A 22,176-nucleotide genomic window follows, 5' to 3' on the forward strand; every position below is an offset into this window, starting at 1 on the left:
TGGTTATGCGCGCCCATTGCTAGGCCAGCGCTTTCTCGACCACCTCAAATACATTTGAGGATAGCGGCTCTTTCCTGATCCGCTCAAGCTGTTCCCGCATTAGCCTCTGTCGTTCTTCATCAAAGCGCTGCCAACGGGTTAAAGGCGTGATCAATCGTGCGGCGATCTCAGGATTTAGCGTGTTGAGTTTAATCACAACATCCGCCAACAGCACATATCCTTTGCCATCCAAACGGTGAAAATTAACCCGGTTCTGCGCAAACGCTCCCACCAGAGCACGTACCTTATTTGGATTTTGAATCGAAAATGCAGGGTGCTGCATCAGGTATTCCACCCTCTCCAACACGTCGCTCTGGGGGCGAGACACCTGAATAGTGAACCATTGATCCATCACTAGAGGGTCGTGTGCCCATTTTTCACCAAAGGCTTTTAGCGCCGGCGTTGAGAGGTCATCACGGTCACTATGTACCAACAACGTCAGCGCGTGGCGCACATCGGTCATATTATGATCCGCGGCAAACTGGGCCTCGCACAGCGCGACACCCTGCTCATCCTCAACCGCCATTAAATAGGTCAGGGCAATGTTTTTGAGACTTCGCTGAGCAATTTGTGCAGGCGTAGGGGCATAAGATTCATCTGAGCAGTTGGCCTGGTAAGTGGCTAAAAACTCATCGCGCAACTCCATCGCCAGCGATTGACGCACAAATTCGCGGGCCGCATGAATGGCATCGACGTCGACGATCGGCTGTTGTTCAGCAATATAAGCCTCTGAGGGCAAAGTCAGCATCTCTGCCAGTACAGCCTTGTCATCTATTTGGCCGGTCAGCAGCGTTCTGAATGCGTCTACCACACGGCCATCCATGACTTTTTCCACCCCGTTACGGTGCGCGGCAATCAGGTCATCCAGTGCCAACATGGCCAGACGCTGCCCCGCATCCCAACGGTTAAAGCCATCGCTGTCGTAGGTTAGCAGAAACGCCAGATCTTCACGGGAATAGGGAAAGTGCAGTTTGACTGGGGCCGAGAAATCGCGCAAAAGCGATGGAACCGGTGCCTCAGCCACATCGGTAAACACGAAGGTTTGCTCATCCTCGCGAAGATGAATGACGGTATCCTTGCCCAGCTTTTCACCTTCCAGGGTAAGCGCGAGATCCTGGCCGGACTTCGTACCCACCAACCCCATACGCACAGGTATATGCAACGGCAGCTTATCCGTCTGCCCTGGTGTTACCGGCGTGCGCTGCCGCAGTGTAAGATGGTACGTGGAGTGCACATAGTCGTACTCACCACGTGCATCAATCTCAGGCGTGCCAGCCTGGGAGTACCAGCGCATAAACTGCTGGAGGTCAGCTCCCGATACTTCCTGCATGCAACCCACAAAGTCTTCAATGGTGACGGCTTGTCCATCAAAGCGATCAAAGTAGAGATCAGCCCCGCGCCGAAAATCTTCCCAACCCAGCAAATGACACAGCATGCGCACTACTTCTGCCCCCTTCTCGTAAATGGTCAGGGTGTAGAAGTTCGTGATTTCAATAAAGTGGTCAGGACGAACAGGGTGTGCAGTGGGCCCCGCATCCTCAGCAAACTGCGCGGTACAAAAAAAGGAAACATCCTGGATACGCTTGACAGGCGCTGAGTTGGTATCTGCCGAAAAGCACTGGTCGCGAAAAACGGTAAAGCCCTCTTTTAAAGAGAGCTGGAACCAGTCCCGACAAGTAACCCGATTACCCGACCAGTTGTGAAAGTACTCATGGGCCACAATCCCTTCAACATTCTGGAAAGTCGCATCGGTGGCGGTCTTTGGATGGGTCAATACTGCCGCCGAGTTAAAGATATTAAGCCCTTTGTTCTCCATCGCTCCCATATTGAAGTCATTGACAGCGACAATCATAAAGAGATCTAAATCATATTCACGGCCATAGGTGTGTTCATCCCACGCCATCGCACGCTTAAGTGAGGCCATCGCATGGCCGGTTTTATCGAGATTCTCTTTTTCCACCCACAGTTGTAGCGACACGTCACGACCACTCATGGTGACGAAATGGTCCTCGACTTTATGCAGATTACCGGCAACCAGAGCAAACAAATAGCAGGGCTTCGGGTGGGGGTCTTCCCAGGTAACAAAGTGGCGGCCGCCTTCAAGAGTGCCCTTATCAACCGGGTTGCCATTAGCGAGTAACACCGGCTCGCTTGTGGCATTACCAATCACGGTCACCTTAAACGTCGCCATGACATCAGGCCGGTCGGGATAAAAGGTAATGCGCCTGAAACCTTCAGCTTCACACTGAGTGCAATACATACCGTTGGACTGGTAGAGCCCTTCTAACGCTGTATTGCTACCAGGGGCAATTTCCACCTCGCTCTCTAAACTGAACGCAGCGGGCACATTATCTATACGCAGGCTTTCATCATTAAGCTGGTAGTGTGCTTCAGCAAGTGGTGTGTCGTCGATGGCAAGGCTTATCAGCGTTAAGTGTTCACCATTCAGTACCAGCGGCGCGCTGGCTTCGGCTTCAGCATGTCGCTCAATCAACAGTCGTGCTTTGACGCGGGTAACGGCAGGGTCAAGATCAAACGTCAGCTCGGTATGGGTAACCTGGTAGGCGGGCGGCTGATAGTCGCTTAAATAAACCGGCTGCGGATCAGACATAGTGCGTGACTCCTGTAAGCTTTTAAGGGGTGAGATAGCACAGAGCCAAAAAGTGCTATCGCGTCAACGTTTAACGTGATGATTAGTCACGGAAGTTATCGAACTGTAGTGGCAAATCCGGCCCCTCCTCTCCTCGCAGTAGCGCCATCACGCTCTGTAGATCATCACGCTTTTTACCAGTGACGCGCACTTTTTCACCCTGGATTTGGGCCTGCACTTTTAATTTACTGGCTTTGATGCGTTTAACCACATCCTTGGCTTCGGCTTGATCAAGCCCTTGCTTTAGCACTACTTCCTGGCGCGCCTTTACCCCAGATAACACGGGATCTTTAATATCCATGCAGCGAGCGTCAATACCACGGGCAATCAAACGATTGCGCAGCACATCCAGCATTTGCTTAAGCTGAAAATCCACCTCTGCCTCTAACTGCACTTTATCGCCTTCCAGCGTAAAACTCGCATCCACACCTTTAAAATCAAAACGCGACTGGACTTCCCGGTTTGCCTGATCAACGGCATTGGAGGCTTCGTGCTGATCAAACTCGGATACGATATCAAATGAGGGCATGATGTAATTCCTGACAAGACATGACCCCCTATTCTAGAGCAGCAAGCCCCCACCCGGCCAATCCTCTTCCCAACGAATCGACTGAAGCACGACGAACCCCGGACAAATAGGCATATAGCTACACAGAAATTATCGGCAGGATGTTCATTGCCAGGCGGATACCTTACCCTGCTACGCTGTTTCCCATCAGGTTCTTCTGGAAGGTGCCATGAGTGATCGCGATACACGCCATAAAGCTGCCATGGAAAAATTAAAAGCCCATGTCGATGAGAAGGTGGCCAAGGCCACTGAGCAACGTGGGCTGATACTGGTCAACACCGGCAACGGCAAAGGCAAAACCACCGCCGCCTGGGGCACGGTTACCCGCGCATTAGGTTACGGGTATAAAGTCGGCGTCGTTCAGTTTATTAAAGGGTTGTGGGAGTGTGGCGAGCGCAATCGCCTGGAAGAGGATGCCAATTTAAGCGTTGCGATTATGAAGACTGGCTTTACCTGGGATACCCAGAATCGTGAAGCGGATACCCAGGCTTGCCAGGAGGTATGGCGGGAAGCTGAGAAAATGCTGGCTGATCCGGCAACCTACCTGGTGGTGCTGGATGAAATCACCTATATGCTGAAATTTGGTTATCTGGATATTGCTACCGTTAAACAGGCACTGATTAATCGCCCAGCAGAGCAAACCGTCATTATTACCGGGCGAAATGCGCATCGCGAACTCATCGCTATGGCGGATACGGTGACAGAAATGCAGGAAGTGCGGCACGCGTTTCATCATGGGCTGCAAGCACGCCGCGGCATCGACTTTTAATTTTTGCTGCTCCGCAACACCAAAAAAGGGGCGAATCAATCGCCCCTCTGTTCACTAACGCAGTGTGTTGATGAAGTCTGCCGATTTAATCTTCAAAAGGATTGCGCAGTATGATCGTCTCAACTCGGTCCGGGCCGGTTGAAATAATATCGATGCTGGTGCCCACCTGCTCCTCAAGGAAGCTGATGTAAGCACGGGCATTCGCTGGCAGGTCTTCGACCTTTTTGGCACCCAGGGTGGACTCTTTCCAGCCCGGCAGATCGTGATAGAGCGGCTCAACGGCTTCATAGCCTTCCGAGTCAACCGGATTATCCAGCACATCACCATCTTTGCTGCGGTAGCCTACACAAACACGGATGTTCTCAAGGCCATCCAGTACATCAAGCTTGGTCAGGCAGATACCGGAGACAGAGTTGATCTGCACCGCATGGCGCAACGCCACGGCATCAAACCAGCCACAGCGACGCGGGCGACCGGTGGTGGCGCCGAACTCATGTCCGCGCTCGGCCAGATGACGGCCATGGTCGTCAAACAGCTCGGTGGGGAAAGGGCCAGACCCGACACGTGTGGTGTAGGCTTTGGTAATACCCAGCACGTAATCCAGATAAAGTGGGCCAACGCCTGAACCGGTGGCCGTACCACCCGCCGTGGTGTTGGAGCTGGTCACATAGGGGTAGGTGCCATGGTCAATATCCAGAAGTGAGCCCTGGGCGCCCTCAAACAGGATGTTCTCTCCCGCTTTGCGTAAGTCGTGCACCATACTGACGGTGTCAGACACCATTGGGCGCAGCTCTTCAGCCATTTGCATGGCGCTATCGAGCACTTCCTGGAAGTCCACCGCTGGCTCACCGTGGTAGTTGACCAGTACGAAGTTATGGTAATCCAGCACTTCGCCGAGTTTGGAAGCAAACCGCTCACGATGGAGCATATCACCCAAACGCAGGCCACGACGCGCCACTTTGTCTTCGTATGCGGGCCCAATTCCACGACCGGTGGTACCAATTTTGGCGACACCACGGGCTTTCTCACGTGCCTGATCCAAACGCACGTGGTAAGGCAGAATCAGTGGGCACGCAGGCGAGAGACGCAAACGCTCGCGCACGGGTACACCCTTTGCCTCCAGCTCACGAATCTCTTTGATCAGTGCTTCGGGCGAAAGCACCACCCCATTACCAATTACACAGGTTTTGCCTGGGCGCAGTACACCGGAAGGGATCAGGTGAAGAACGGTTTTCTCACCATCAATCACCAGGGTATGGCCTGCATTGTGGCCACCTTGGAAGCGGACTACCGCTGAGGCTGATTCGGTGAGCAGATCAACGATCTTACCCTTGCCCTCATCACCCCATTGGGTACCCAGGACTACGACATTCTTACCCATTATGCACTCGTCTCTTGTGTCAGGGTCGCTGTCTGCCAACGACCATCGATAAACTCAAGACGGCGGTCACAACTGTGCTCCGCCGGCCCAGTACGCTGCCCAGGCAGCGCTTGAATCACGCGTTCTCCCTGCTTACGCAGCGCAGCAATGGCAGCGTTAAGCGACTCTCCCTCTTGGGCGGGTGCCCAAATAGCACCCCGGCTGGGCGAGGCCAACGCCAGCGATGCCAGTTGCTTTAAATCCATCGAAAAGCCCGTCGCAGGACGCGCTCTTCCGAAAGCACGCCCCGTGTCATCGTAGCGACCGCCTTTTGCCAGGGCATGGCCGTAGCCAGGTACATAAGCGGCAAACATCATTCCGGTGTGATACTGATAGCCACGCAGTTCAGCCAGATCAAAATAGAGCGAGACATCAAAACGTGCCAATACACCTTTATAGAGCGCTTCCAACTGATCCAGCGCCGCTTTAACGGGGGCAGGTGCACCTGCAAAACGTTCGCGGGCCTGGTTCAACACGCTGGCATCACCGTGCAACTCACCCAATGCCATCAGCATATCGGCTAACACCGGGTCGCTAACGCTGGCGTTAACCTGCTCGGCAAGCTGTCCAGGTGATTTTAGCGCCAGTGCTTCAAACAGTGCACGCTCTTGTTCACCGCTGAGCGCCGCCGCCTCCGCAAGGCTGCGATAGATACCAATATGCCCCAGTGCGAGGTGGACTTCTTCAGCGCCTGCGGCTTTTAAACTGGCCAGCGCCAAATGAATAATTTCGCTGTCAGCTTCCAACCCGGCATGTCCAAACAGCTCAACGCCTACCTGAACCGGGCTACGCCCCCCCTGATGCTGATCAGCCTTGGCACGCAGTACATTAGTGCAATAACACAAACGCACCGGCCCCTGGCGCTTCAGGGAGTGGGCATCCATGCGGGCCACCTGAGGGGTGACATCCGCAGACGCCCCCATCATACGGCCAGTCAGTTGATCAGTGAGCTTAAAGGTCTGAAGATCCAGATCCGTGCCGGTACCCGTAAGCAGTGAGTCCAGAAACTCCACTGGAGGCGGCATGACCTGGTCATAGCCCCAGCAATGGTAAAGATCAAGCAGCGCGCGGCGCAGCTCTTCCATGCGGCTTGCCTGAGGCGGCAGCACCTCATCCATGCCGTCAGGCAACAGCCAGCGGTCAGCGATGGTCATGTGAACAATCCTGCGAGACGATGAAGGCCCATGTTGCCGCTTCGCTATCACCCCGTCAGGCGTTAACAAAACAGCATTAGTGAAACGAGGGCCACAAAAAAACCGGGCGACGCCCGGTTGATAAAGTCTACCACGTTTGCGCGTTAGTTGAACCCCGCCAAGCATGTATAAACTCAGCGGGATTCCATCGGCATGATTTTACTCGGCGCCAGAAGGTGCTGCGCTGCGTAAATAGCGGAAGAAGTCGCTATCCGGCTCCAGTACCAGCAGGTTACCATCACCTGCGAAGCTTTCGCGGTAGGCATTCAGGCTACGCCAGAAGGCGAAGAACTCCTGGTCCTGACCATATGCCTGAGAAAAGATGGCGGCGGCTTCCGCATCACCTTCACCACGCAACGTTTCAGCTCGCTCGTTAGCCTGGGCGATAAGCACCTGCCGACGGCGATCCGCATTGGCCCGAATACGCTCTGCTTCTTCCTGACCTTGAGCGCGCCATTCGCGGGCTTCACGCTCCCGCTCAGAGCGCATCCGCTCAAATACAGCTGCCGATACGTCTTCAGGTAAGTCAATGCGCTTGATACGAATATCGCGAACGGCCACCCCAAGCTCTTCACGCATCAGTTCATCAAGTTCGCCTGTAGGTCCGGTCATCAGATCATCACGACGTTCAGCAATGATTTCCTGCAGGTTAAGGCGGCCGAACTCATTACGCAGGCTTTCGTCAACACGCGGCTGGATGAGGCGAATGGCCATCATCTCATCACCAGCGGTCGCTTCGTAGTAACGTGTTGGGTTAATCACCTGCCACTTAACGTAGGAATCAACAATGACCGCTTTCTGCTCAAGGGTCAGATAACGGCTGGTATCGGTATCCAGCGTCAACAGGCGAGTATCAAACTTACGGATCGTCTGGGCAATGGGTATCTTGGCATGCAATCCAGGCTGGATGTTCTCCTCGATAACTTCACCAAAGCGTAACTTAACCGCACGCTCGGTTTCGTCCACCACATACAGGCTGTTGCTGGCCAGCCACGCCACGGCGGCAAGGCCACCTACGATTAGCAGGGATCGATTATTAATCATTTAGCGGCCCTCCCTGCGAATGGCGTTGTTGCTTGACGACGATGCGCCACCCTGGCTGCTGCGCAGCGAATCCAGAACCCGCGGATCAATCGTTTCACTATTGCTGTCATTAGCACTGCTGCTACTGCTGGAACTCACGCTGCCACTGCCTGAACCACCTCTCAGTTGGTCCAGAGGCAAATACATCAGAGGAGCGTTTTCGCTAACGTCCAGCAAGACCTTGGGCGTACTACCAAATACCTCCTCAATAGCGTCCAGATACATACGTTCGCGCATAATGTCAGGCGAGTTACGATACTCAGTTAACAACGCATTAAAGCGGTTTGCCTGACCCTGCGCTTCAGCCACTACCGATTCACGGTAACCCTGACCCTGCTCTACCACACGCTGAGCCTGACCCTGCGCTGCAGGAATAATGGCATTGGCGTAGGCCATACCTTCGTTGATCGTACGCTGGCGATCCTCACGGGCACGAATCACATCATCGAAGGCATCAATAACGGGTGCGGGTGCCGACGTGGACTCGATGTTGATCGTTTGCAGACGAATACCTGCACCGTAGGAATCCAGATAGGTCTGCAGACGGCTGGCTACCGAGCTGCCAAGAATTTCACGACCAGAGGTTAAAATATCAATCATATCAGTGCCGCCAACCACGTGACGCAACGCTGAATCCAGAGCATTCTCAATAGAAAGCGCCGGATCGCGAACATTAAGTACGAAGTCACGGGGATTGGAGACCTGGTACTGAGCGGAAATTTCCACTTCAACAATGTTTTCGTCGCGAGTAAGCATTGACTGGGTCTGCGATACAGACCGCACGCGTGTCACGTTTACCATACGCACATCATCAATAAGCGGGGGATTCCACTGCAGACCTGGATCAACAATATTCTGGTATTCACCAAAACGCAGCACCACACCACGCTCTGACTGATCGACCAGATAGAAGCCAGAGGCAGCCCAAATAGCCAATGCCACAATAACAAGAAGGCCGGGTAACGCTAAGGAGTTACGGGGTTTGCCACCACCGCTTTTACCGTTACCACCACCGCCTTTTTTACCGCCTCCACCTAACATGCCGTTAAGTTTGTCTTGAAATTTTTTCAGCGCTTCATCAAGGTCTGGAGGACCTTGATTATTGCCTCCGTTGTTACCCCCGTTATTGCCGCCATTATTACCACCGTTCCCTCCACGATCACCACCGCTGTTACCACCGCGTCGACCACCGCTGCTCCAGGGATCATGCTGGTTACCACCACCAGGCTCATTCCAGGCCATACTTCGTCTCCACTAAGGTATTCACCTGCACGCGGCCCCGCTATGAAGCGAGGCCGCCGTGCTTTTTAATATTGTTGCTATATCAATCCTGTACCATTTCTCGACAAATAAATTGATAAACACTGTCGTTAAAAACGGTTTCTCAGAACCGTGGCACGTAACGGGCTACCACTCGTCAGATTCGCGCAATGCTTCTGGTAAATAGGCGTTGGCACGCTCTCCCAGCTGCGCCATTAGCTGATTAAAGTCGCGGCGAGGCAGACGAACATCCAACACCGAGTGTCCCTGCTCATCGAAAGACTCTTCCCGAACGGCATTTAGTTCATGCAAGCCGGCCCTCAACTTACCCTGTTCAGGTGCCAAAGTTAAAGAAAAGCCGATAACATCGCCTGCCAGGCGCTCAGTTAATGCCTCATGCAATAAATCCAGCCCCTGGCCCTGCTGGGCCGAGATCCAAACCACTTCCGGCAAACCATGCCCATCCCGCTCAATGCGTGGCGCACTGTCCACCTTATCAATTTTATTCATCACTTTGAGGACAGGCACGCCATCGGCACCAATTTCCTCAAGTACCTGCTCCACCTGTTCTACGTTCAATTCCCGATCTGGGTCAGCCGCGTCGATGACATGTACCAGCAGAGTCGCTTCAGCGGCTTCTTGCAACGTAGCCCGAAAGGCTTCGACCAATTTATGGGGCAAATGACGAATAAAACCAACCGTATCTGCCAGCACCACCGGCCCTACGTCTTCTATCTCAAGTCGCCGTAGTGTTGGATCCAACGTGGCAAACAGCTGATCAGCCGCATATACCCTGGCATCGGTCAGCGAATTGAAAAGCGTTGACTTACCGGCGTTGGTATAGCCCACCAGTGAAACACTATGAATTTCTGCCCGTACACGAGCACGGCGGTTTTGCTCACGCTGACTACGCACTTTATCAAGCCGTTTATGGATTGATTTAATGCGACCACGCAGCAGACGCCGGTCTGTTTCAAGCTGGGTTTCGCCTGGCCCCCGCAGACCGATACCGCCTTTCTGGCGCTCAAGGTGCGTCCAGCCGCGGATCAGGCGAGTGGACATATATTCAAGTTGGGCAAGCTCAACTTGAAGCTTACCTTCATGAGTTCTCGCCCGCTGCGCAAAGATATCAAGTATCAAACCGGTACGATCCAGCACACGGCACTTGAGCTCGCGCTCAAGATTACGCTCCTGAGAAGGGCTTAAACTGTGGTTGAAGATCACCAACTCGGCTTGGTGAGCTGCGAGCATTGCTCGCAGCTCTTCGAGCTTACCTGACCCAATAAAGATGCGGGAATCAGGGCGCTGTCGGCTGGCTGTGAGCAATGTCGCAGGCTCTGCACCAGCAGAGCGCACGAGTTCCAAGAACTCACCCGGGTCTTCACGTGCTTGTTCATCATGGAAATCAACGTGAACAAGTACTGCCGTTTCACCGGCATCTGGGCGTTCAAAAAACAATCAATACCTCATTGGACTCTCTTGCTATCCCGCGGTGTTAGATATCCGCATCCGGAGCGGCTGGATCTTGTGCTGGCAAGCGCACGTTGCGCGAGGGCACCACCGTGGAAATAGCGTGTTTATAAACCATCTGACTGACGGTATTGCGCAACAAGATGACAAACTGGTCAAACGATTCAATCTGGCCCTGCAGCTTAATGCCGTTTACCAGGAAAATAGAGACCGGAATGCGCTCCTTGCGCAAAATGTTCAGGTACGGGTCTTGAAGGGACTGCCCTTTGGACATGTTGCTCTCCCTAAAACTGTCGTTGGGGTTGGTTATCAAATGGCGTGCCCTACTGGTGCTACGCCGCAATCTTGTTGCCCGAAAGGCCCGGTGTGTCAAAAGAGCTAGCCGGCCACTCGAAAACACTTGCTTACGAACTCACTATCTTACGCTAAGCACCGCTTTCACGCACGAATTTCAGCACCTTATCCAAAGCATCCGGCTGCTGTGCGTCCACCCACGTTAGCGATGGCCAACTTCTTAACCACGTTAACTGACGCTTGGCGAGTTGACGAGTCGCAATAATTCCGCGCTCCAGCAACGCCGCCCGATCATACTCTCCATCCAGATATTCCCATACTTGACGGTAGCCAACACTTTTCATTGCTGGAAGGCCAATATGCAAGTCACTACGCTTTCTGAGGGCGGCCACCTCATCTATCAAGCCCTGGTCCAACATTGTTTTAAAACGCTGTGCAATACGGCCATGTAAAACGTGTCGATCATTAGGTGCCAGTGCTATCGACAGCACCTGCCAGGGAAAGGTTTCCGGCTGCTGCTCCGCCCATAGCTCACTCATGGGACGGCCACTCACATAAAAAACCTCCAACGCCCGCATCAGGCGTTGCGGATCATTGGGATGAATACGCGCTGCTGATACAGGATCTACCTGTGCAAGGGTACGGTGCAAACCTTCCAGCCCCGCAACCTGGCGTTCTGCTTCCAAGCGATCGCGAATGTCAGCATCGGCTGATGGCAGATTGGCAACCCCCTCCACCAGGCGTTTGTAGTAAAGCATCGTACCGCCAACCAGTAGGGGCACCTTGCCTGCCGCGCTAATTTGACGCATCTCGTGTAGTGCATCGTCACGAAAATCAGCGGCGGAATATGGTTGCGCAGGGTCACGGATATCAATCAACCGATGCGGTGCCCGAGCAAGCTCAGCAGCACTGGGCTTGGCACTGCCAATATCCATCCCTCGATACACCATGGCTGAATCAACACTAATCAACTCATGGCCTAACTGTTCATGCAGCGCGATAGCGGTATCGGTTTTTCCAGCCGCTGTTGGGCCCATCAAAAATATCGCCCAGGGGCGTGTATCAGCCATCTGCTCGCAGCACTCCGTTCACCGTCATCACCATCTCTTATTGGCCACGCAGAAACAGGCGATCAAGCGCCTTCATACTCATTTGGGTCCAGGTAGGGCGACCATGGTTACACTGATCACTGCGCTCGGTACGTTCCATGTCACGCAGCAGCGCGTTCATCTCATCAATGGTTAAACGCCGGTTGGCCCGCACGCTACCGTGACACGCCATGGTAGAAAGCAGCTCATGAATACGTGCCTCCACCTGGTGTGTGCGGCCAAAGCGCGCCAACTCTTCGAGCATCTCACGCACCAGTGCCTCGGGATCTGCCTGGGCCAACAGGGCTGGCAACTGGCGAACAAGCAGGGTCTCTGGGCCAGCCACATCCAGTTCAACACCCAGTTGGGCAATGGCATCGTGCTCACTTTCTGCCGTAGCGACCTCTGCCCGACTGGCAGCCAAAGAGACAGGCACCAGCAGAGGCTGGGTATCTATGCCCTGGGTAGCCGCCAACTGGTTCTTCATCCGCTCGTAAACGATGCGCTCATGGGCCGCGTGCATATCCACCAGCACCAGCCCCTGTGCATTCTGCGCCAGGATATAAACACCATGCAGTTGCCCCAATGCAAAGCCAAGTGGCGGCGCACTCGTTGCATCATGCTCGGGCATTTTGAAAGGTGCTTCACGCACTTCGTTGGCACTGGGGGTGCTATTGGAAGGGGCACCCGGCTGCGGGGTCAGTAGTGTTTCTTCGTGATTGGGATGGAGCGCATGGTAGCCCTGCATAAAACGGCGCACACGCTCAGCCCCTGGATGACGCGCAGGTTCACTCGCCAACGCCATACCCTGTTGCTGCCAACGCGGTGCAGGAGTCTGGTCATCGTCATCAGCTACGCTGCTTCCGCTCTCATCTGCTGGCCGCTCCTGCTCAGCGTCAGGCTGCTCATCGGCGGGCCTGGGCGCAGCCAAACAGTGGTGCAGGCTGGAATAGAGAAAATCGTGCACCATTCGACCATCACGAAAGCGTACTTCATGCTTGGTGGGGTGCACATTGACATCGACGACATCCGGGTCAAGCTCAAGGTAGAGTACAAATACCGGGTGACGACCGTTGTAGAGCACGTCACGGTAGGCTTGGCGCACTGCATGGGCCACCAGACGGTCGCGTACCACACGACCATTGACAAAGAAGTACTGCTGATCTGCCTGGGAGCGGGAGTGCGTTGGCAGCCCTACCCACCCACTTAAACGCAGCCCACCAGCTTCCCGCTCAATATAGCGGGCATGTTCAATAAAGTTTTTACCGAGCAGCGATGCAATGCGCCGTTCACGGGCAGCGGGAGTCCCGCCCGGCGGCAGTTGGTGCACCACCTTTTGGTTATGACGCAGCACCCAGGCAATATCGTAACGAGACAGCGCCTGACGGCGAAACGCCTCTTCCACATGGGCAAACTCGGTTTTTTCAGTGCGGAGGAACTTGCGCCGTGCTGGTGTATTAAAAAACAGATCCCTGACCGCCACACTGGTGCCACGTGGGTGAGGAGCAGGCGTCACGCGTGCTTCCATACCACGTCCTTCTGCCACCACGCGCCAGCCTTGTCGAGGGTCGCTATCCGCATTGGAGATAAGCTCCAGGCGTGACACCGAACTGATAGATGCCAAGGCTTCGCCACGAAAGCCCAGCGAACTGACACCTTCGAGATCCTCAAGGCTGCTTATTTTGCTGGTAGCATGGCGAGCCAGCGCCAAAGGTAAATCCTGTTCGCTAATGCCAATACCGTCATCGCGCACTTTGATCAGGCGCGCGCCCCCCTGCTCAATCTCCACCTCTATGCGCCGACTGCCTGCATCAATAGCATTCTCAATCAGCTCTTTAGTGACTGATGATGGGCGCTCGACCACCTCCCCCGCGGCTATTTGGTTAGCCAAACGGGGGTCAAGCACTTGAATTCGCGTTGGCGAAGAGATTAATTCAGTCAACCATCACCTCAGATACTTTTCATCAGGAACTGGGTATACGTAACACCTGACCTACGCGAATAACATCGCCATTGAGGTCATTGGCCTGCCTCAGCTGATTGACCGGCACACCATGGCGCACCGCAATCGCCGAGAGCGTATCGCCCGACCGAATACGGTACTCATTACCCGTTGGGCGGTGCTGATTATCCCGCTGCCACGCCAACAGGCTGGCAGGCGGCGGATTACGCTCAAAATGTTCACGCAAACCACTAAAAATAGCGGTTGAAAGCCCCTGCTGGTGAGCGGGGTCGCGCAGTCGCCGCTCTTCTTCCGGGTTGGAAATAAAGCCCACCTCAATTAGCAGCGAAGGAATATCCGGCGACTTGAGTACCATAAAGCCTGCCTGCTCAACACGGGACTTATGTAGCCGGTTGACCCGCCCTAACTGCTCAAGCACCTGCCCACCGATAGAGAGCGAATCATTTAATGTCGCCGTCATGGTGAGGTCCAGCAGCACACCACGTAGCACCTGATCCTTATCACGCAGCGATAGGCTACCATCAACGCCGCCAATCAGGTCAGAACGGTTTTCACTGTCGGCCAGCCATTGGGCCGTTTCCGACGTAGCACCGCGTTGGGAAAGCGCATACACGGAGCTACCCTGGGGCCGCGGGCTGGTAAACGCATCCGCATGAATCGAGACAAAGAAATCGGCTTTTTGCTCCCGGGCAAGCTGGGTGCGCTGTCGCAGCCCAATAAAGTAATCGCCGTCACGAATTAGTACCGCTTTAAAGCCATTTGTTCCATTCACCTCAGCTGCAAGGCGCCGTGCAATCTCCAATACAACATCTTTTTCACGCGTACCTGCCGGGCCGATAGCACCCGGATCTTCACCACCGTGACCGGCATCAATGGCAATAATGATATCCCGTTGGGGATGGGGCTGGGCAGGCTGTACCTCAGTAGGCGCTTGATCGGGCATGGGTGTCGCTTCGCTACCCGGCACCTGCGCCTGTACATTGGCCTGCCTGGCCATGATTTCCTGATCGCGGATCATCGCTTCAATCGGATCAATCGGATTCTCCACTGCACTCTCGCCGGGGTACTCCATATCTACTACCAGGCGATGACCATACTGATCATTGGGCGGCAACGTAAAATGGCGCGGCGATATTTCCCGATTAAGCTCCAATACCACCCGCAAGCCACCACCATCGCGTACGCCTGTACGCACGGCATCAATGGCACTGCCATCCAGAGGCAGCGTTGAGGCATCGGTATCCATCTGACTGTCATCAAGATCGATAACCAGACGCGAGGGGTTATCCAAAGCAAACACATTTGCGCTGGTCGCAGCAGACAGATCAAACACCAAACGCGCATGATCCGGAGCGGACCAGAGTCGCATACTTTCAACCGTTGCCGCCTGTAGCGACGATACGCCTGCTACAAGGGTTAAACATCCTGCCACCATTGCACGGGCTAAATGGCTTATCGTGCTGTTCATATCCATTGAATCACACCACTCTCCTCAGCACTTTCCCGCTGTTCATTGCCACATAAAGCCTGTAACTCGGCGACAACCTGCCTTCCCCGTTCACTAACCGCCGTCAGTTCCGCCAAGCGGCCCGTGTCTTTCACATGCAGAGTGACGCGCAGATCAGCCTCTGGCAGCCAGCCCTCGCCACGGCTTGGCCACTCAATAAGGCACAGAGCATCATCCGCCAGCACATCTCGGCCACCAATAAATTCAAGCTCTTCAGGGTCCACCAGACGATACAGGTCCAAGTGGTAAATGCGCTGAAGACCAAACTCATACGGCTCAATCAAGGTGTATGTCGGGCTTTTTACCGCACCTTGATAGCCATACGCCCGTAATACACCACGGGTAAGCGTGGTTTTACCGGCCCCCAAATCACCCTCCAGGTAAACACGCCCGCGACCTTGCAACGCCTGACCTAACGCTTCACCAAACGCGACATGGGCCATTTCATTATTCAATTGCACCTGCATGTAGGCTGCCTTCACGGGTTGATTAAAACTCGAGCATAGGATGCCAGATCGCTCGCCAGCAGGCCACGTTCTCCCGTTGCTTTCGCCGCATCATCCGCAGCCCGGGCATGAACCATGGCACCTAGCCACGCAGCTTGTTCAAGAGTGTCACACTGAGCCACCAAGGTACCCAACATACCACTGAGTACATCCCCCATCCCACCGCTGGCCATCCCCGGATTACCATAAGGGCATACCATCAATCCACTTGGACCAGCCACCAGACTGCCAGCGCCCTTCAATATCACGATCCCGCCACGCGTTTTCTGAAGTGTACGTACCGCGGCGGGTCGGTCTGCCTGAACATCAGCAACGGAGCACCCCAACAGACGGGCGGCTTCACCTGGATGCGGCGTTAAAATCCAGTTATCACGACGCATATCGGGCCAGCGGCTGGCCAATAGGTTAAGCGCATCGGCATCAACCACTAATGGTACATCTGACGTAAGCGCACTTTGCAAAATAGCCTGCCCCCAGGCCCCCTGCCCTAACCCCGGCCCCACCACGACCACATCGACCTGGGAAGTGAGCAAGCCTGCATCAGCGCCTCCTTGAACGCTGCGAGCCATGACTTCCGGACAACTCACCAAACTGGCCGTAATATGTTCAGGGGCAGTTGCCAGACTTACCTTGCCCGCCCCCAGACGGGCAGCTGCCTGGGATGCCAACAGCGCAGCCCCGCCCAGCCCAGGCGCGCCTCCCATTATCAACACATGCCCTAAACTGCCTTTATGGCTGGTGCGCGCACGCGGTTTAAAGACTTCAGCCAACAACACATCATCCAGCCGCCAGGCAGTGGGTGGAATATCAAAAAATGCGCGGGCTTTCACCCCAAGAGGACGGAAATCAATCTCGCCTGTATAGGCGGGAGCATCCCCGGTATGCAGCCCGATTTTGTCGCCGATAAACGTTACGGTACAGGTTGCCTCCACCGCCAGCCCCAGCACCGCTCCCGTATCCGCTGAAATGCCGGAAGGTATATCCAGTGCCAGCACCAGCTGGCTTGCCATGTTGATGGCTTCAATGGCACGCCTTACCTCCCCCTCGACATACCCTGCCACCCCAGTGCCTAATACAGCATCGACAATCACTTCACCTACCAGCGTGGTGTCTGGCTGCCATGGCTCACATCCCACGCCAGCAGCAGTGGCAAGTTCAGCCGCACGGGCTACATCGCCCTGAAGCACCTCTATGGGCTTAATGGAAATACGCTGCACCTTTAACCCCGACTGCCTCGCCAGTGCTGCCAACACATGACCATCACCACCATTATTACCGCTCCCACATATCACCGTCACACTTCTCGCATGGGGCCAGCGCGAGCGGAAACTGTGCCACGCGCTAGAAGCCGCTCGCTGCATTAATGCAAAGCTCTCGATTCCCCCCGCAATGGTTCGTCGATCGAGCTCACGTACTTGAGCCGCAGTGTAAAGGGGACGTAGCGAGGAAGTACTCAACGTGGACACGATCTCTCCTTTATCTATTTATTGGCAGCGTGTTGTCATGGCAACTTATGAGTTAGCATAGCGCGCTTGAAGCGCTACCGTTGACTGACAATGCCACGTTCCACCACCTTTTCATTATCAAGTGACGACCTCTTACACCTTGCTGGCCTCATTAAGACCTGGGGTCGTGAGCTTGGCTTTCAGCAAGTGGGCATTACGGATACCCAATTGGAGGCCCATGAGGCACGCCTGAATACGTGGCTGGATAAAGGCTATCACGGCGAAATGGGCTTTATGACCATACATGGCACGAAGCGTACCCGCCCGGAAGAGCTGGAACCGGGTACACAGCGTGTTATCAGCGTGCGCATGGATTATCTACCTGCCGAAGTAGAGAGTGCCAAAGTGCTGGGTCAACCCCAGCGCGCCTACATCTCCCGCTATGCCCTGGGGCGCGATTATCACAAATTAATCCGCAAACGCTTAGCATTACTGGCAAAAAAAATTGACCAGCAAGTGGGTGGGTTCGGCTATCGCGCCTTCGTGGATTCCGCTCCCGTGATGGAGCGCGCCCTGGCACAAAAGGCGGGGCTTGGCTGGTTTGGCAAAAACGCCATGCTGCTTAACCCCAAAGCCGGCTCACTGTTTTTTCTGGGTGAACTGTATACCGACCTCCCCCTGCCGGTGGATGAGCCTTTTGCCCATGAGCATTGCGGTAGCTGCAACGCCTGCCGCAGCGCCTGCCCTACCGGCGCGATTGTGGACGATAAAGTCGTGGACTCCCGCAAGTGCATCTCTTACCTGACGATTGAGCTGCATGGCGCTATCCCCATCGAGTTTCGCCGGGCCATGGGGAATCGCGTATATGGCTGCGATGACTGCCAGTTGGTGTGCCCCTTCACCCGTTTTACCAACACCACCCAGGAGACGGACTTTTACCCGCGTCACGACCTTGACCGCACTTCGCTTATTCAGTTGTTTACCTGGGGCGAGGCAGAGTTTCTGGATAAAACAGCGGGCAGTCCCATTCGTCGCATTGGCTACGAACGCTGGCTACGCAATATTGCGGTTGGCCTGGGTAACGCGCCATGGAGCGAGGCCGTAGAAGCAGCACTGTGGGCACGCCGGGCTTATCCCAGCCCTCTGGTGCGTGAGCATGTGGAGTGGGCATTGGAGGAGCAGCGCATCAAGCGGGAAGCACGTATCGCAACTACTCCACCAACAGCGCAATAGCCGCTAACGCTTACTTATCACCGTTTTCGGCAGCGAGTTTCAAAAACGTACTGCGGTAGTGGGCAAGCTCAGCAATCGATTCTTTAATATCATCCATTGCCAAATGAACATTCTGTTTTTTAAAGCCTTCCAGTGCGCCCGGATTCCAGCGCTTCGCCAACTCCTTGACCGTAGAGACATCGAGATTGCGATAGTGAAAGAAAGCCCAAAGCTCAGGCATTTCCCGCTCCAGAAAGCGGCGGTCCTGATGGATACTGTTGCCACACATGGGCGAAGAGCCTGCGACAGCGTATTGGCGCAGAAAGTCGAGGGTTTGCTGCTCGGCTTCGGCAGTTGTCACCGTGCTCGCCTTCACACGGGCTATCAGACCTGACTCCCCGTGCGTCTTTTGATTCCAGTCATCCATTTTATCCAGCAGGCTGTCGGGCTGTTTAACGGCAATCACTGGCCCTTCTGCCACTACCGTTAGCTGGGCATCGGTGATCAGAGTCGCCACTTCGATAATGCGCTCTTTATCTGGCTCCAGGCCGGTCATCTCCAAATCGATCCAGACTAACAGATCATCACGGGGCGTGGCGGCTTGTGCAACTTGCTCACTCATTGCTTTGATTCCTTGACCAGAATCGTCATTCAACATGACGAATGAAGTAAAAGTGTGGCTTATATTACCCTAACCAGCACCCTATACAGGACAGTGGGCCGCCCAGATGGGTACAATGCCACCATTGTACCGAGCATCGGGTGGTCATGAGCAAACGTAAATTAAGCCGCCAGCAGCGCTGGCGTGTAGAGAAGATTCAGGCCGAACGCGCCCAGCGTGCTGAAAAGCGCGACGCGCAGGATGCCGAAAAACTCTCTGCGGGTGAATATGGCCCCGAACAGCCAGGCCGGGTAATGGCGCATTTTGGTCGCACACTGGAAGTACGTGATGCCAATGGCACGCCTGTTCGCTGCCACCTGCGCGCCAACCTGGACGGCATGGTCACCGGCGACCGGGTTATTTGGAGGGCGGGGCAGGACGGTTCTGGTGTCGTGGTGGCGCGGGAAGAGCGCGATAGCGTGCTTAAGCGACCTGATCCGCGCGGCCAACTCAAACCGGTCGCCGCTAATATTGATCAATTGTTGATCGTATTCGCCGTCGAGCCAGCCCCCCATCCCAACCTCATTGATCGCTATCTGGTGGCCGCAGAAGCCACCGGCATTACCCCTGTACTGGTACTCAACAAAACCGATCTGCTACCGAAAGATGGCGGCAAACTCGGTCGTCTGTTAGAGCGCTATCGCTCCCTGGGCTATCCGGTGGTGCGCACCACCACTGCCAGTGAAGCCGGGCTGGACGAACTACGCCAACAGCTGGAGGGGCGCACCTCAGTATTTGTGGGCCAGAGCGGTGTAGGCAAATCATCACTGATTGACCTGCTACTACCCGATGAAACCCTGCGTATTGGTGCACTGTCTGAGGATTCGCGTAAAGGTACACACACCACGACCACCGCGAGGCTATACGCCATGCGCAGTGAGGAAGTGACGAACGGCGAACTGATCGATTCCCCAGGCATCCGCGAGTTTGGCCTGGTGCATCTGGACGAGCAGGAAGTTACCGATGGATTTATCGAATTTCACCCGTTTATTGGCCACTGCCGCTTCCGCGACTGTCGTCATCGCAACGAACCCGGCTGTGCTTTACTCAAAGCGGTGGAGGCAGGCAAGATTCATCCAGAACGCTTTGCCAGCTATCGGCGTATTCTCGATAGCTTAAATGCATAACCTAATCTGTTTAGGGGGCCGAACATGAACACCGCAAGCCACTCGTCGGAAACCAACCTACTGCCGCTAATTATCGAGCCGGAACAACTTCAAGAGCACCTGGACGACCCTCAGCTACTCATTATTGATGTGCCAGTGAATGGCGACAGCTACCGTCAGGGCCATGTTCCGGGCGCCATCCACCTGGACTTTCGCTACCTGATGAGAGGCGAGGGGCCAGTGCCAAACGATGTGCCTGATGTTGAGGTACTTTCACGGCTGTTCAGTGCCCTGGGCCTGACACGGGACAGGCATGTGGTGGCTTACGACGACGAAGGCGGTGGCTGGGCAGCACGCTTGCTTTGGACACTGGAATTGATTGGACATACCCGCTACTCCTACCTGAATGGTGGCATTCATGCCTGGCGGGATGCCGGTCTTCAGGAGAGCACCGAGCCAACAGCGCCCACACCGAGCGACTACCATGCCGATATCCTTAATCCACAGGTAGCAATTACTTGCGATGAGATAAAAGAAAAGCTCAACGACAAACAATTCGCGGTGTGGGATGCCCGTTCTAAAGCAGAATATGATGGCGAGCGTGGCAACAACAGGCATCTTGGTCATATCCCCGGTGCCGTCAACATGGATTGGCTTAACGCCATGGACCGCAACCGTGCCCTGCGCATCCGCGACTACGCCGAACTCATGACCGAACTTGGCGCTCTCGGCCTAACGCCTGAAATGGAAATTGCCACTCACTGCCAAAGCCACCACCGCAGCAGCTTTACCTGGCTGGTTGGCAAGGCACTGGGGTTTAATATGCGTGGCTATGCCGGTTCCTGGGGCGAATGGGGCAACCGCGACGACACACCAATTGAGAAGTAACTCTCAATAAAGTGCTATCCCGTAAGGACTAACGTTGTTAGGAAGGAATGTTTACACGGCCTCGGATAACGTCGTGCGAGAACAGGTTGAAGCGAGGGTCTTTTGCCATGGATGGCAAAAGTAGCACCCAAGGACGGGTTTACAGCGCCCTCGCGGAAACCTGTTCTTGCACAGAGCCGCTCATTTAGGCTTTTAGCCACTGCTACGAAGATATTATTGTGACTCTTTCCCAAAAAGCCTTTTCGTTACTTCAATACCCACTGCCACAGCATGCGCTCTCGCGCCTGACAGGCAAGGTCGCTCAATGCGATAACCCTTGGGTGAAAAACACCTTAATCAAGGCGTTTATCAAACGCTTCAATGTGGATATGAGTCAGGCACTGGAGCCAGACCCCACAGCATACGCGACGTTTAACGACTTCTTTACCCGTGCATTAACAGTAGATGCCCGTCCGCTGGGTGAAGGTTTGCTAAGCCCTGCGGATGGCACGCTTTCCCAGTACGGACGCCTGACGGCAGGCCAACTGGTGCAAGCCAAAGGCCACACTTACTCTGCCCAGACACTACTGGGCGGCTGCACTGATCTAGCCGAAGAGTTTCTGGGAGGTAGCTTTGCCACGGTCTACCTTTCCCCACGCGACTACCACCGGGTACATATGCCGATGACGGGAATACTCCGGGAAATGATCTACGTTCCAGGACGGTTATTCTCGGTCAATCAGGCAACTGCGAATCATGTACCAGGCCTATTCGCCCGCAATGAGCGCCTGGTATGTATTTTTGATACCGAGCATGGCTCCATGGCGATGGTACTGGTCGGTGCAATGATTGTAGCGGCCATTGAGACCGTTTGGGCGGGCCAGATAACCCCACTTTCCGGCCACCCCCAACGCATGCGCTTTGGGCAGCCGGTCACTTTGGCAAGAGGCAGCGAAATGGGGCGCTTCAAGCTTGGCTCCACTGTCGTAATGTGCTTCGCCAACCCGATCACCTTCCAAAATCACGCCTTGGGAAGCATGGTGCAAATGGGCCAAACTCTGGGCGATCTCTAATC

19 protein-coding genes are annotated in these 22,176 nt (G+C 54.8%); 5 read left to right on the forward strand and 14 right to left on the reverse strand.

The genetic code is table 11. The annotated features are described in order from the left end of the window. Positions 1–19 precede the first annotated feature (19 nt). Complete coding sequence (gene pepN / locus HP566_RS18775) at positions 20–2,650, reverse strand: aminopeptidase N (protein ID WP_249978839.1); 2,631 nt, start codon at positions 2,648–2,650, stop codon at positions 20–22. An 82-nt stretch (positions 2,651–2,732) separates the two neighbouring features. Beyond that, positions 2,733–3,218: a YajQ family cyclic di-GMP-binding protein gene (locus HP566_RS18780; protein ID WP_249978840.1), complete on the reverse strand. Its 486-nt coding sequence runs from the start codon at positions 3,216–3,218 to the stop codon at positions 2,733–2,735. A 208-nt stretch (positions 3,219–3,426) separates the two neighbouring features. Between HP566_RS18780 and cobO the strand changes: the two genes are divergently transcribed. Beyond that, positions 3,427–4,026 carry a cob(I)yrinic acid a,c-diamide adenosyltransferase gene (gene cobO, locus HP566_RS18785; RefSeq protein ID WP_249978841.1) on the forward strand — a complete coding sequence of 200 codons (600 nt, stop codon included), beginning with the start codon at positions 3,427–3,429 and terminating at the stop codon, positions 4,024–4,026. Positions 4,027–4,111: 85 nt separating this feature from the next. On the opposite strand, the gene HP566_RS18790 is transcribed toward cobO, so the two are convergent. From HP566_RS18790 to HP566_RS18840, 11 genes are all read right to left on the reverse strand, one after another. Next, on the reverse strand, positions 4,112–5,407 hold the full coding sequence (locus HP566_RS18790) for an adenylosuccinate synthase (protein WP_249978842.1): 1,296 nt from the start codon (positions 5,405–5,407) through the stop codon (positions 4,112–4,114). Beyond that, a complete protein-coding gene (locus HP566_RS18795; RefSeq protein ID WP_249978843.1) occupies positions 5,407–6,600 on the reverse strand; it encodes an ATP phosphoribosyltransferase regulatory subunit in 1,194 nt (397 codons plus the stop codon). Before HP566_RS18795 ends, HP566_RS18790 begins: the two co-directional genes overlap by 1 nt. A gap of 198 nt (positions 6,601–6,798) precedes the next feature. Beyond that, entirely contained in the window at positions 6,799–7,683 is an 885-nt protein-coding gene (gene hflC / locus HP566_RS18800; RefSeq protein WP_249978844.1) for a protease modulator HflC, read from the reverse strand. Further along, positions 7,684–8,964 (reverse strand): FtsH protease activity modulator HflK, encoded by a 1,281-nt coding sequence (gene hflK / locus HP566_RS18805; protein ID WP_249978845.1) that lies wholly within the window; start codon positions 8,962–8,964, stop codon positions 7,684–7,686. A 165-nt stretch (positions 8,965–9,129) separates the two neighbouring features. After that, positions 9,130–10,440: a ribosome rescue GTPase HflX gene (gene hflX, locus HP566_RS18810; protein ID WP_249978846.1), complete on the reverse strand. Its 1,311-nt coding sequence runs from the start codon at positions 10,438–10,440 to the stop codon at positions 9,130–9,132. A 37-nt stretch (positions 10,441–10,477) separates the two neighbouring features. After that, positions 10,478–10,726, reverse strand: a complete 249-nt coding sequence (gene hfq / locus HP566_RS18815; protein WP_009099947.1) for an RNA chaperone Hfq — start codon at positions 10,724–10,726, stop codon at positions 10,478–10,480. Between the two features lie 151 nt (positions 10,727–10,877). Then, entirely contained in the window at positions 10,878–11,816 is a 939-nt protein-coding gene (miaA, locus tag HP566_RS18820) for a tRNA (adenosine(37)-N6)-dimethylallyltransferase MiaA (protein ID WP_249978847.1), read from the reverse strand. 37 nt (positions 11,817–11,853) lie between these two features. Next, the gene (mutL, locus tag HP566_RS18825) at positions 11,854–13,776 is read right to left on the reverse strand and encodes a DNA mismatch repair endonuclease MutL (RefSeq protein WP_249978848.1); all 1,923 of its coding nucleotides are present in this window, start codon (positions 13,774–13,776) and stop codon (positions 11,854–11,856) included. A gap of 22 nt (positions 13,777–13,798) precedes the next feature. Continuing rightward, the gene (locus tag HP566_RS18830) at positions 13,799–15,232 is read right to left on the reverse strand and encodes an N-acetylmuramoyl-L-alanine amidase (RefSeq protein ID WP_249978884.1); all 1,434 of its coding nucleotides are present in this window, start codon (positions 15,230–15,232) and stop codon (positions 13,799–13,801) included. 29 nt (positions 15,233–15,261) lie between these two features. Further along, a complete protein-coding gene (tsaE, locus tag HP566_RS18835; RefSeq protein WP_249978849.1) occupies positions 15,262–15,771 on the reverse strand; it encodes a tRNA (adenosine(37)-N6)-threonylcarbamoyltransferase complex ATPase subunit type 1 TsaE in 510 nt (169 codons plus the stop codon). 11 nt (positions 15,772–15,782) lie between these two features. After that, positions 15,783–17,276, reverse strand: a complete 1,494-nt coding sequence (locus HP566_RS18840; protein ID WP_249978850.1) for an NAD(P)H-hydrate dehydratase — start codon at positions 17,274–17,276, stop codon at positions 15,783–15,785. A 90-nt stretch (positions 17,277–17,366) separates the two neighbouring features. On the opposite strand from HP566_RS18840, the gene queG reads away from it, so the two are divergent. Beyond that, positions 17,367–18,488 (forward strand): tRNA epoxyqueuosine(34) reductase QueG, encoded by a 1,122-nt coding sequence (gene queG / locus HP566_RS18845; protein ID WP_249978851.1) that lies wholly within the window; start codon positions 17,367–17,369, stop codon positions 18,486–18,488. Positions 18,489–18,498: 10 nt separating this feature from the next. Here the strand turns inward: queG and orn are convergent, their stop codons facing one another. Beyond that, on the reverse strand, positions 18,499–19,089 hold the full coding sequence (gene orn / locus HP566_RS18850; RefSeq protein ID WP_249978852.1) for an oligoribonuclease: 591 nt from the start codon (positions 19,087–19,089) through the stop codon (positions 18,499–18,501). 146 nt (positions 19,090–19,235) lie between these two features. Here orn and rsgA point away from each other — a divergent pair, with 146 nt between their 5' ends. The 3 genes from rsgA to asd all read left to right on the forward strand — a co-directional run bounded on the left by rsgA (position 19,236) and on the right by asd (position 22,174). Further along, positions 19,236–20,255, forward strand: coding sequence for a small ribosomal subunit biogenesis GTPase RsgA (gene rsgA, locus HP566_RS18855; RefSeq protein WP_249978853.1), 1,020 nt, complete (start codon positions 19,236–19,238; stop codon positions 20,253–20,255). Between the two features lie 24 nt (positions 20,256–20,279). Then, on the forward strand, positions 20,280–21,122 hold the full coding sequence (locus HP566_RS18860) for a sulfurtransferase (RefSeq protein WP_249978854.1): 843 nt from the start codon (positions 20,280–20,282) through the stop codon (positions 21,120–21,122). 218 nt (positions 21,123–21,340) lie between these two features. Further along, positions 21,341–22,174, forward strand: coding sequence for an archaetidylserine decarboxylase (gene asd / locus HP566_RS18865; RefSeq protein ID WP_249978855.1), 834 nt, complete (start codon positions 21,341–21,343; stop codon positions 22,172–22,174). Positions 22,175–22,176: the final 2 nt, after the last annotated feature.

The sequence above is a fragment of the Vreelandella olivaria genome (assembly GCF_023507745.1).
Classification (GTDB): domain Bacteria; phylum Pseudomonadota; class Gammaproteobacteria; order Pseudomonadales; family Halomonadaceae; genus Vreelandella; species Vreelandella olivaria_A.